The sequence below is a fragment of the Hymenobacter sp. GOD-10R genome (assembly GCF_035609205.1).
Lineage (GTDB): Bacteria > Bacteroidota > Bacteroidia > Cytophagales > Hymenobacteraceae > Hymenobacter.
Genome location: NZ_CP141184.1, coordinates 5689781 through 5700876, shown reverse-complemented (window position 1 = coordinate 5700876; position 11096 = coordinate 5689781). Strand labels below are relative to the sequence as shown.

Sequence of the window (11096 nt, the reverse complement as noted above, 5' to 3'; positions counted from 1 at the left end):
CCCCTATGATCACCTCAACGACCTCCGTTCCCAAATCAATTGAGCAGCAAGTACTGCGAATCATTAGCAAGCGCAAGGCTATCAAGCCTCGTCGCCTGCGTATCGGTAGCAACTTAAGCCACGAGCTAGGCTTTGATACCGTTGATGTGGTAGATATCATCCTCGAACTCGAGCGTAACTTCCACATCACTATTCCGGATGAGGTGCCGCTCGCAACAGTCGGTGATTTCGTGACCTACGTGGCCTCGCATACCCCTGAGCAGGCACAGGTCGCGTAACTTCTTACTATTCGCCCTTCCTCAACTAGGCAGCAAAAAAGCAGCCCGGAGCCATTATATGGCTCCGGGCTGCTTTTTTGTGGGTGATTTTGCGTACTCCCCTAACGTACGTTGCCGCCCGCGTCGTTGGAGCCATCGTTGGGCGTGCGGCTGCCGTCGGTGTTGTAAATGTCGTCGGCGTGTGGCTTTGGGTTAGCCGCTGGCTCCGTATCATCTGGCCCGGTAAGGCTAGGGTTTGGGTTGCTGCTATCGGGCGACGAAATACCGGAATCAGTGTTCGACACGGGAGCTTCAGAAGGCTTTAGGTCTGTGGTGCTATGGCGCTTGGACGATTCAGTGGAAACTTGCCCATGCAAATCGTGGCCGAAAGGCGTTGGGTTGGCATCCTGTGGCTGGGGGCCAGAGTTGTGCGTGCTGCCGTCTTGGCCGGTATTCAGCACTACGGCCGCACTTGGTACCATGTCGCTCGGCTCCACAACCGTAGGGCGGGTTTTTTCCCACTCCGTGAATTTGTCGAGCTCTTCTTTGATAGACGTGCTAAACCACGCTACTAGCGCTACATCGTCGAGCAAACCGAGTACCGGGATGAAATCTGGAATAAGGTCAATGGGAAACAAGAAGTAGATGGTAACGGCGACTGCCGCTACGACCGTCGACGTCGGCAAACCTGTGTACTCACCCGAAGCCGACAGCTTGATCAGGCGGAAGAGGGTTTGCATCGTTTCCCAAGCCTCTTGGGCGATGGAGCCAATATCTTTTTTCTCACTGGCCTTCTCGTACGCATCACTCAGGAGTTGCTTGATGCGGGTAGGCTTCTTGAGGTATTCTTCAGCTTTGCCCAGAAACTTCTTGAACAGTGGCGAAGAGGCAATCTGGTCGCCTTTAGGGTTTTGCGTATCCATACAAAAGAGGAGAGAGTGGTGGTTGAGAGAGGACAAGCAGCAAGCTAAAAGGAAAAAGCTAGCTACTTAGCTAGGAGCGAAAACGCAACCATAGCTTGCCTGCTATACTATTTCAGGGCAAAATAGTTTTCTCCGCACCGAGTTTGCAAGCTAGGCTAAAAGTCACAAAAAAGCCCCGCTCGGTTGGAACGGGGCTTGAGAGGAGTGTGGGGCGGATTACTCGTTTTCAACACGACCCGCCGCGTAGAAATTGCGGTGGTAATACGGCTGGTTGAGGGAGCTGATCATGACGCCACCGTTGGTAGCAGAGTGGGCAAACTTGCCATCCTTAATGTAGATGCCCACATGGTAAATGGGTTGACCCGGACCGCGACGGAAGAATACTAAGTCGCCGGCTTCCATCTGCTCTTTGTTAACGCGCTTCACATTCTCGAACATGGAGCGGGAGCTGCGCTTAAGCGTAACACCGTATACCTCCTCAAACACGCGCGTTACGAAGCCGGAGCAGTCGGTGCCTTTTTTGGAGTTGCTGCCGTAGCGGTAAGGCGTCCCGATCCAGTCGGTGACGGTGCGTAGCAGGTCTTTATTTTCGTTGAAAGCTAGGTCTACGCCAAGCGTCTGGGAGTAGTAGTGGTAAGCTAGCGAGTCGCGGGAGGCCGTTGTGGCGTCACTGGGCGTGCCGTCGTCCGCGAAGCTTGGCAGGAGAGAGGCTTCTGCTATAATAGAAGCCGAGGAAGTGTTGGTAGCGTCAGGTGTGCGCTCGAAGAAAAAGGAAAGCGTAGTGGAAGCAGCGGCGAGGCAATATAGGATGGTGTTTTTCATTGTCCGTCGTAAGGTGGCAAAATCGGATTCCTGGGTGGCTGGTAAGCCAGAGCGTACGTCTTTTTACTCGATAATTCGGTTGCTAAAAGCAGTAGAAAACAAGCCGTAAATGAGTCGCGCGAGGCGGCAAAACCAACGGATATTTCTTCCGCCGGTGTCTAAAGCTAAACCATAATTTCTGTGGTATCCAAATTTGGGGTGTCAAAATGAACAACTTTCTTGATTTAGGAACACTTTTTTCGAGAATATCCCTGCTAAAAAGAAAACCTGAACTCGTTGCTTGGCGTATATGGCGCCTGCTGTTTTTTGCCTCTATGAAGCCTCCTCGTATTATCCCCAACTCTCCCTTTGCGCGTATCGCTCGCCGGGTGCTTGGCTCCTCAAGCGTAGCAATGGTACTCGGCAACGCTATTCACCTGAGCGGTGCCACGCGCGAAGAGTTTTTGCGCGACCCGTACTGGGTAGCACACGAGATGTGTCACATCCGGCAATTCCAGGAGCATGGGTATTTGCCTTTCCTCTGGAAGTATCTGGTTGAGTCGGCGCGAGTCGGGTATTATAACAATAAGTATGAGGCGGAGGCCCGCGTAGCTGGTCAGCGCGATGCTCAACTGTACGTGCACAACGGTGTGCTGCCTGACCCCGCTACTATGCACCGTGGGGCTGGCGAACCTAGCTAGGCCGTAGTGATAGGTTAGCCCAAACGATAAACGCCCGTCCCTCAGCTGAGGGACGGGCGTTTATCGTTTGGGCTAACCTAAGCGGTTAGTTGGCAGGCTCGAAGTTTTTCTTGCTGCCAGCAGCTAACCAGCTATCTGGGATAATATTGGTCAGCGTAGCCAGCAATTTGTTGCTGACGCCGGAAATCACACGGGGCTCGCCGTTCATGAGGGCTTCGTAGCCGTCTTTTGCTACGTCTTTTGGGTCAGCCTTCTTGCTCTGGCCCTCTTTGGTGTCCTGAGCGCCGGCCGTTTCGAAGAACTCGGTTTCGGTAGCACCGGGGCAAAGCGCCGTTACCGTTACACCCGAATCTTTCAGTTCCGCAATGATAGCTTCGGTGAAAGATAAAACGAACGCCTTCGAGGCTCCATACACGGCTAGGTTGGCGTTAGGTTGGAAAGAAGCCAAGGAAGCTAGCTGCAAGATGCGGCCCTTGCCGCGCTGCTTCATGTCGCGCCCGAAAAGGTAGGTGAGCTCCATTAGAGCCGTGATATTGGTGTTGATCAACGCCACGTTGCGGTTAAGATCAGCATCCAAGAACGGGCCTGCCACACCAAAACCGGCGTCATTGACCAGAATGTCTACTTGCAGCCCTTTGCTCTGCACCTCATCGTATACCTTTTGGGCCGCGCCAGGCTCACCAAGATCTTGGGTGATGAGCGTTGGCGTGATGTGGTGTACGCTCTGTAAGTGGTCGGCAAAGCCTTGCAGGCCACCGGGGTTTTGGTCAACTAAAATGAGCTGGTATTGATCTTTGGCTAGCAAGTGGGCTAGCTCTTGGCCAATGCCGCTAGCAGCGCCGGTTACGAGCGCAACAGAAAGATTTGAATCGCGTGCCATGAGGATAGTTTCGTTAGGGGATAGGGTGGTGGAGGGGCAACAAACTGCCTTATCGTACTGACCAGCTGAACGGAAGGTTGCCGACGAAGAAGAAAAACCCAAATCTAATTGCAACCCCATTCCAGTGGTTTACGAATAGACAGGGGCCACCTGGCTTCCCAAGCGGCCATTACTTTGCACCACAAAACTTTCAATGCTCATGGACAGCAAAAAAAATCAACCCGCCCAAGATCCGGACCTAGCTTCTACGAATACATCTGATTCACTATCAGGTTCAACTGATTTAGGATCAGCGGCTACTGCCGATAGCAGCTCCGATGCTGCACTCGAAGTAGGGGATGAAGGCGTGCAGCCTGCCCCCCAAGCTGCTCATGCCGATGCCCAAGCCGATCAGCAGCCAAGCAACTTATTTGATAGCACCATTGATGCTCTCAACCTAGGGGCTGTAGGTGATACCGCCAAGAAGTGGCTGGATCAGTCGAACCTAAAAGAAACGGTAAACCAGCTACCACAAAGCCTGAAAGACCTAGGTACGAAAGCTACTGCCCAAGTAAATAAGCTAAGCACCACACAAAAAATTGTAGGTGGCGCGCTGTTGCTAGGCGGTATTGGCTGGTTGTCTATGCGCTCGAAAAGCGGCAAAAACCCTATGAGCAAAAGCTCGAAGGAAGCTTACCGAGGTAGCTCGGCGGGCTACACTACGGGTGGCAAGTTCACCTCCGGCGACAGCTACGGCTCACGCTATGGCTCAACCAGCAGCTACTCGTCGCCGGGCACGGTGAACGATAGCAGCTACCGGGGTACCTCGCAGAAAGGTTCTAGCAAAGATTCTGCTTCGTAAACCAAGAGATTAAGTAGCTAATGAAAAAGGACCAGGGCTCGTGCTCTGGTCCTTTTTCATTAGCTAGCTTATCGTGTGCCGCTTAGTTGGATTCTGATGGCCGGATCTTAGCCAGGAAGAAATCCTGATTAAAGTTTAGGTATACGCCCAGGGAGAAATCGAGCAGATGGGCGTTGAAATCGTACACGGGCTCTAAGCGCGTTGTGAGTACCACGTGGCCCGGCAGGCGAAAGTCGCGTAAGAAGCGCACCAGCAGGATCTCGCGGTTAGCATCCGTGAACTGCGGATTGGCCACTGTAGTCGAAACAGATTGGTAGAGCCGACCACCTAGGGGCGCAATGAAATGGTGCCCTTGCCAGTAGCTAACCAGTACGTTCACAAAACGCGTATCGGCGCCCGCATTAGCATATAGGCCAGTACCTTGGCTGTAAGGATAAGCTTTCGTGAAAGAATGATCGTCGAAGAAAGCACCGTGTATTTCGGCGCGCAGGCGTGGTACTGTACGGGAAGCTAGCTGCCGTGCTACCCGCAAACCAAGGCTGTAGTTGAAGAGCGTTTGCAGCGGCTTGTCCAACGTATCAATCTGACCGCCATAATGTTGTGCTGTGAATTGGGCGGGCACGCTCAAGCGCCACTTGCGGGTAGAATCAGGCGTAAGAATGAATTCAGAAACTAGGCCTCCCGTAATTTCCTCCTGGTAGTTGCTGTAGCGATACTGCTGCCGCTGCCAATCGACCCAGGTATCGAGCCGCACGCGCCGGGTTTGAAGCTGATACTGCAAGCCTTCTTCTAACCGCTTCAGAATGACCCGTTCAAAGTCGAACAGCGGCTCAATGTAGCCATGGTGCAGGTGACTTTCGATGTTACCAAACAGCACCCGGTGACGGCCATTGGGGCTCTGGTAAACGCCGGTGAACGTTGGGCGCACCTGTTGCAGACGTGGGTTGCCGTAATCCTTCCACAAAAAGATGCCGGCTTCCAGACGCAGGTTAGGGCTAGGATAGTACGTCAGGCGCGGGTTGAACTGCGTACCAAATAGCGTATACCCGTCGGCAATTTTGTTGAAATACTCGTTGTCTTTGAAAAACTGAAAGGCGTTAACGCTCAACCGCAGCTGATGGTCGTAAGCGGGTCGCACAGTTAGCGGATACAGAAAGGCGCGATTGTCGAGCTGCGCCTGGGCAACGGGGGCAGCGCCCAGCGCCAAGCACAGGCCGATTAAAAAGTTAGCACGAGTAACGGAATTGGCCACGGGCAGGAGGCTGTAATTGAGTTTCCCAAACCTAGGCAATCAAGTTGTTATTCCGTGCTAGGCACAAAATCTAACCCGGCGCGCCCGCCAAATGAAATGGATGCGTAGTAGCGCAATGCATGCTGCTTCGGTAAGCCGCTGCTTAGAAGGCAATGTGTGCTCGCACGGCTACCACGTGCACAGGCCCACGGTCACAGTTATAGCCTGGGTTAACAACGAACTGGTAATCAGGGCTGATGGTGATAAAGTATTTCGGGATGTTGAAGCTATAGTATAGCTCGCCAATGAGCTCGGGCGCGTACTTCAGGTAGCCGTCGCCAACGATGAAGCCGTGCCCACCCGCCGCTAAGAAGTCGCGATGCGGCTGCGAAATGCCATTCCCTACAAATGCAAGACCTAGGCGGTCCGTGGGGCGTTGCCAGCGGCTGCCGGCGCTACTCGCGCCAATGCTCACCGATTGGTCAATTTCGGTGAAGGCCCAGGTTTCGTGCTTGCCGTCGTTGACACTAGCCCGCGCAAATACCCCTAGCTGGTCGGTGAGGGCCTGCTCTACGTTCGCTGAAACACCGTATTTGGTACGACCAATTGCTCGGGTAGCAACTAGGTCGAGGTCGGGACGCTTGGCGGCTAGGCGGTAGTCACCCATGTCGGCATGAGTTACGAAACCCAGCAAGCGCACCGCGCCGGCCCGGCCGTGCAAGTAGGTGGTACGGGTGAGCTCCAGAGTTTCGGAGTGCGAGCGGCCATAGTTCTTCTCCAGCGTTGGGCCATTAGCTTCCTTCGGCACTAGCGTGCTAGCGGCTCGCAAGGCAAAGGCGGGCGTCACGTATTCGCCTACTATGCCCACGGTGTAGCCGCGGGTGTTGGCCGGGTAATCCCAAGCGCCCGTGCTCATCAAGCTCCAGTTGAGAAACTGCGTGCGCGGGTCGTGACTGTAGCTGTTCAGATCGAAGTAATCAGACAGGCTAAACTTGCCAGCATTGAGCGCAAAGTAGCGAGTAGGGGCGGGGCCACCGAGTTGGTTGGGCGCATCTGTGGCCGTTGTTTTTTCCGACCCTAGGTCCCACACCTGCCGCAAAAACAAACGAGCTAGGTAGAGCTGTGGCGCCGGATTGCCGATGCGAAACGTTTCGCCATTCACGAAGCCGGCTATGCCACGGGCGCCGCTCAGGCCACTGCCACCCGCCACTTCTGGGTTGAAGTATAGCGAAGCACCGTGCCACAGGCGTCGGCCCACTAAGAGGGTAGTAGTGAGGGAAAGCTTCGCTTTTTCTACCGGCTGCAAGCTGTAAGCGCCCGTGCGTGGAGCCTCAAACTTGTTATGCCACTGCTGAATGACGGTTTGCTGAAAGTGAAAACTCCACGGCTGCACCACAGTCGTATCCGGGGCCAGTTTTTGGTCGGGGGGGGAAGCAGGTGCGGCGGCAGGTGTGGGAACGGGTGGTGCCGGAGCCGGAGAAGCTGGCGTTGTTTGGGCATGCGCCACAACGGCGCTACCTATGCCTAGTAGCACGACGGCAACATACTTGGTGCGCGCAAAAAAACGCATTAGAGAATAAGTTAAGCAGTTGACAAGCAGGGGAGAGGCGAGCAGTACCGGGCCGTGATCGAGCTAGGTCGCGCGAAAGCTGGGGCAGCGGTAGGTCGAGCAATCGACTATTTTTGCCGTCGCACAAACTAAATTTGCCAACTTAGGCTTCTACGAGGAACCAGCACCAAATCAGACGCTCGGCACACGAATGGTTGGCAAGCTAATGGGCGCCTCATGAAGAAATCATGTCGAACGCGTTATTTGCCCAACGACAAAAAATAGGACGCATTTTCTGACAGAATTGCCTTATTCTTGTCGGCTCAATTTGCTATCATCCCCTCATCTTATCTATTTGGCACCATGCCTTCTCAGTCTGCTACCTTCACGCTTGTCAACACGCATGAGCCGCACCGGGGACGTGGGCGGCAGCTCCTCAAGACACACCCCGAAGCCCGTCGCCTGATTACCAAGGAGCCTATAACGTTTGCCATTATTGTGGCGTGCGTTGGCGCGCAGGTGCTCCTGGCTTATATGGTCTCCGGCCTAGCTTGGTATTGGAACTTGCTGGTGGCGTACTTGGTCGGGGCTTTCTTCTCGCACACGCTTTTTGTGACCATTCACGAAGCAGCGCACAACCTGATCTTCAAGAAAACTTGGCAGAACACGGCCGCGGGCATCTTTGCAAACTTCCCAACGGTAGTGCCGACGGCTATTTCCTTTAAAAACTTCCACTTGCAACACCACGTGCACCAAGGCGTGCACGAACTGGATGCCGACTTACCCGATTGGTACGAAGCCAAACTGATTCGTAACTATTCGATTGGCAAGGCTATTTGGCTGTTCTTCTTTCCGCTGTTTCAGGTGATACGCACGCTGCGTTGCCGCGAGGTAGCCGCCGTCGACCGCTTCGTAGTCGCCAATATTGTGGCGCAGCTAGCTTTCGATGCCGTAATCGTTTACTTCTTTGGCTGGATGGCGCTGCTGTACTTGTTTATGAGCTTCTGGTTTTCGGTAGGCTTTCACCCGCTGGGCGCCCGCTGGATTCAGGAGCACTACCTAACCCTAGACCCCGAACAGGAAACCTACAGCTACTATGGTCGCCTGAACGGTATTAATCTCAACGTAGGCTTTCATAACGAGCACCATGACTTGCCTTCTGTGCCGTGGACGAAGTTGCCGGAGTTGAAGGCGTTGGCTCCCGAATTCTACGAGCCGCTGCTGCATCATACGTCGTACACGCGGCTATTTCTCCGCTTTGTGTTTGATCAGGAAATTAGTTTGTTCTCTCGCATTACGCGCCCCCGCCGCGAGCAGCGCGAACAAACGTCAGCCGCTCGCTAGAAAAGCTAGGTTTATCAATTCGAAAGCCTCGTCAGCACGTGCTGGCGAGGCTTTTTTGTGCGTTCAAAGCAAACCGTTTGAGGTAACATCCTAATTGATACTTAGCACAACCTACAGCTAGAATTTCCTGCTAGGAATTAGCGTAAGCGCGACGGAAGTAAGCTGATTGTGTATATATTTAGTTATTCCTCAACTACTTGTTATCCACCCAAACCTACTTCCCATGAATCCTGTCGATTCCCTGATGGCGCCTATGTCGGGCACTGAGCACCGCGAAGTTGGTGGCGTGCAACTAGACTTTATGCGGGCTGGTGCCGCACGAATCAAACGCGTGGTATACCCACCCGACTTTCGCTGGTCGCGCAACATGAAGCCGCTTGTCGGGACGGAGTATTGCCAGCATGCGCACGTTGGATTTCTAGCGCAGGGCCAGCTGCACATCCAGTATGCTGATGGGGCTAATGAAACGTTCACGGCACCCCAAATCGTGGTTATCACGCCGGGGCACGACGGTTGGGTGGTCGGTAATGAGCCAGCCGTGATGATTGAGTTTGACTTCGAAGGCGACACGATGCAGCGCTTAGGACTAGACAACCTGCACCAGCAGGCGTAGCCTCGTGAGCGGCTAGCACCAAACGCAAAAAGGCCCGAGAAACGCGTTTGCGTTTTCGGGCCTTTTTGAGCCTTCTACGGGACTCGAACCTGCGACCTGCTCATTACGAATGAGCTGCTCTACCAACTGAGCTAAGAAGGCTAATAACTAAGCAGCCGGCGCTACTTAGGGCTGCAAAGATAGAAAAGCTAGATAAACCAGCACAAGCTTACTACCTAAAAATTTCAGGCGAGTTAATACACTGATACCCGCAACGTCCTGCCATGCTTGCTCGTTTGGGAAGCTAGGTAAGGCAAACAAGCAGCCCTTACGCCATATTACTCATGGGAAAAAAATCTTCGACTAAGTTACCACAGGCCCTCTTTAGTGGCTTTGCGGGTTCCATTGTACTCACGCTGTTGCACGAAAATGCTCGTCGTATTGCGCCCGATGTTGCTCCGCGGATGGATGTGTTCGGCATGCGGGCGCTGCGAAAAATCCTGAACACCGCAGAAGCCCCTCAGCCGGATCATGACACCCTGTTCGATGTAACCATGGCCGGTGATATACTGGTTAATGGGTTGTATTACAGCTTTGTAGGTAAAGGAAAGAAGGCATGGGGACGCGGAGCCTTACTAGGGCTAGCGGCTGGTGTAGGCGGCGTGGTGCTTCCGGGCCCATTGGGGCTAGGGAAGGCACCTAGCAATCGTACTCCCCAAACCAAGCTCATGACGGTGGCTTGGTACCTAGTAGGAGGCCTGGCAGCGGCGGGTGCCTCACGGCTGTGGAGCAAAGCGCGCAAGTAGCGCATCGCTAGCCCGGCTCGGCGTATTACCTTTACGCCTATAATGAAAGAACTCCGCAAACTGCTGGTCCGGGCACTTGGCTTCGAACGCTACATCCGATTGGTAAGCCGCGTGTACCTGCGGTTGGTGGGCGCGGGCTGGGGAAAGGACAAGTATCCTGAGTTATTTTTTCTAGCTAAGCTCGTCAAGCCGGGGTTTGTGTGTTTGGATATAGGGGCCAACCTAGGCTACTATTCCGTAGCCCTATCGCGACTAGCCGGACCGCAGGGTAAAGTGCTGGCAGTGGAGCCCATTCCAATGTTCCAGAACATTTGGAAAGACAATGTGCACTTGAGTGGCTACGCCAACCTGACGCTATTGCCTTATGCTTTGGGTGGCGAGAACACCACCGTGCAGATGGGCACGCCCGAGCGCAACGGTTTGCTCCACCACGGTATGACCAAAATAGCAGCGAGCAATACCCAAGAACACTACGCCCGCACCTACGACGTACCGATGCGTGTGCCGGATGAGCTGCTGGCCGACCTAGCTCGCCTCGACTTTGTGAAGTGCGATGTCGAAGGATTTGAGTATGAAGTGTTTCGCCACATGCAGCATACTCTACGCCGTTTCCAGCCGCTCATCCAAACAGAGCTCAATGGCCTGGAGAACCGGCGGAACGTAGTTGGGCTGCTAGAAAAGCTAGGTTACAAACCATTTGTGCTGTCGGAGCGTTCTGAACTTGTCCCGTGCACAATGGCGCACTTGGAAAGCGCTGTCACGGCCGATTTTTACTTTCAACCTGTTACCGCCTCTGTTCCCGTTAGCTAATGGTCAAGTTCCTGCTCACGCTCCTTGTTATTTCGTTTATCATTCGCTTTGTAGTGCCCGTGGTGCTACGGCTGCTTGTGGGGAACCTTGTGCAAAAGCACTCGCGGCGCTTTGAGCAGCAGTTTGGTGGTTCGCCGTTCAACCCTCCACCTGCGTCGCCTCCGCCGGGTGAGGTGCGTGTTGAGTACGTGCCACCTAAGCAGAAACCGTCGAAACCGCAGCAGTTCAAAGGCGGCGACTACGTTGATTTCGAAGAAGTTAAATAGCCTGTCTATTTATAGAATACGATAAAAGAAAAGCCTGTTGCTGATTAGCAACAGGCTTTTCTTTTGCGAGGACACCACCTAGATTCTTCACTTGC

The 11096-nt window shown here is 53.9% G+C and carries 13 protein-coding genes and 1 tRNA gene; 8 read left to right on the top strand and 6 right to left on the bottom strand.

Annotation, left to right across the window (positions count from 1 at the left end):
• Positions 1 to 5 precede the first annotated feature (5 nt).
• Positions 6 to 278 (top strand): acyl carrier protein, encoded by a 273-nt coding sequence (locus tag SD425_RS22750; RefSeq protein ID WP_324672588.1) that lies wholly within the window; start codon positions 6 to 8, stop codon positions 276 to 278.
• Between the two features lie 101 nt (positions 279 to 379).
• Here the strand turns inward: SD425_RS22750 and SD425_RS30055 are convergent, their stop codons facing one another.
• Positions 380 to 1180, bottom strand: a complete 801-nt coding sequence (locus SD425_RS30055) for a YkvA family protein (RefSeq protein WP_416381013.1) — start codon at positions 1178 to 1180, stop codon at positions 380 to 382.
• A 216-nt stretch (positions 1181 to 1396) separates the two neighbouring features.
• Positions 1397 to 2002: a C40 family peptidase gene (locus tag SD425_RS22740; protein WP_324672586.1), complete on the bottom strand. Its 606-nt coding sequence runs from the start codon at positions 2000 to 2002 to the stop codon at positions 1397 to 1399.
• A 314-nt stretch (positions 2003 to 2316) separates the two neighbouring features.
• Between SD425_RS22740 and SD425_RS22735 the strand changes: the two genes are divergently transcribed.
• Entirely contained in the window at positions 2317 to 2682 is a 366-nt protein-coding gene (locus SD425_RS22735; RefSeq protein ID WP_324672584.1) for a hypothetical protein, read from the top strand.
• Positions 2683 to 2767: 85 nt separating this feature from the next.
• Here SD425_RS22735 and SD425_RS22730 read toward each other — a convergent pair whose 3' ends face one another.
• Complete coding sequence (locus tag SD425_RS22730; protein ID WP_324672582.1) at positions 2768 to 3562, bottom strand: SDR family oxidoreductase; 795 nt, start codon at positions 3560 to 3562, stop codon at positions 2768 to 2770.
• A 199-nt stretch (positions 3563 to 3761) separates the two neighbouring features.
• Here SD425_RS22730 and SD425_RS22725 point away from each other — a divergent pair, with 199 nt between their 5' ends.
• Entirely contained in the window at positions 3762 to 4403 is a 642-nt protein-coding gene (locus SD425_RS22725; protein WP_324672580.1) for a hypothetical protein, read from the top strand.
• A gap of 82 nt (positions 4404 to 4485) precedes the next feature.
• Here SD425_RS22725 and SD425_RS22720 read toward each other — a convergent pair whose 3' ends face one another.
• On the bottom strand, positions 4486 to 5655 hold the full coding sequence (locus SD425_RS22720) for a hypothetical protein (protein ID WP_324672578.1): 1170 nt from the start codon (positions 5653 to 5655) through the stop codon (positions 4486 to 4488).
• A 142-nt stretch (positions 5656 to 5797) separates the two neighbouring features.
• Positions 5798 to 7204: a carbohydrate porin gene (locus SD425_RS22715; protein ID WP_324672576.1), complete on the bottom strand. Its 1407-nt coding sequence runs from the start codon at positions 7202 to 7204 to the stop codon at positions 5798 to 5800.
• A gap of 342 nt (positions 7205 to 7546) precedes the next feature.
• On the opposite strand from SD425_RS22715, the gene SD425_RS22710 reads away from it, so the two are divergent.
• Positions 7547 to 8527, top strand: a complete 981-nt coding sequence (locus tag SD425_RS22710; protein WP_324672574.1) for a fatty acid desaturase — start codon at positions 7547 to 7549, stop codon at positions 8525 to 8527.
• A gap of 223 nt (positions 8528 to 8750) precedes the next feature.
• Positions 8751 to 9140, top strand: a complete 390-nt coding sequence (locus SD425_RS22705) for a hypothetical protein (protein WP_324672572.1) — start codon at positions 8751 to 8753, stop codon at positions 9138 to 9140.
• 68 nt (positions 9141 to 9208) lie between these two features.
• On the opposite strand, the gene SD425_RS22700 is transcribed toward SD425_RS22705, so the two are convergent.
• Positions 9209 to 9281, bottom strand: a tRNA-Thr gene (locus SD425_RS22700).
• A 182-nt stretch (positions 9282 to 9463) separates the two neighbouring features.
• Here SD425_RS22700 and SD425_RS22695 point away from each other — a divergent pair.
• Genes SD425_RS22695 through SD425_RS22685 form a run of 3 tightly spaced genes read left to right on the top strand, consistent with a single transcriptional unit; the run spans position 9464 to position 11001 of the window.
• A complete protein-coding gene (locus SD425_RS22695) occupies positions 9464 to 9925 on the top strand; it encodes a hypothetical protein (RefSeq protein ID WP_324672570.1) in 462 nt (153 codons plus the stop codon).
• A 42-nt stretch (positions 9926 to 9967) separates the two neighbouring features.
• Positions 9968 to 10735: an FkbM family methyltransferase gene (locus SD425_RS22690; protein ID WP_324672568.1), complete on the top strand. Its 768-nt coding sequence runs from the start codon at positions 9968 to 9970 to the stop codon at positions 10733 to 10735.
• Positions 10735 to 11001, top strand: a complete 267-nt coding sequence (locus SD425_RS22685) for a DUF4834 family protein (protein WP_324672566.1) — start codon at positions 10735 to 10737, stop codon at positions 10999 to 11001. Before SD425_RS22690 ends, SD425_RS22685 begins: the two co-directional genes overlap by 1 nt.
• Positions 11002 to 11096: the final 95 nt, after the last annotated feature.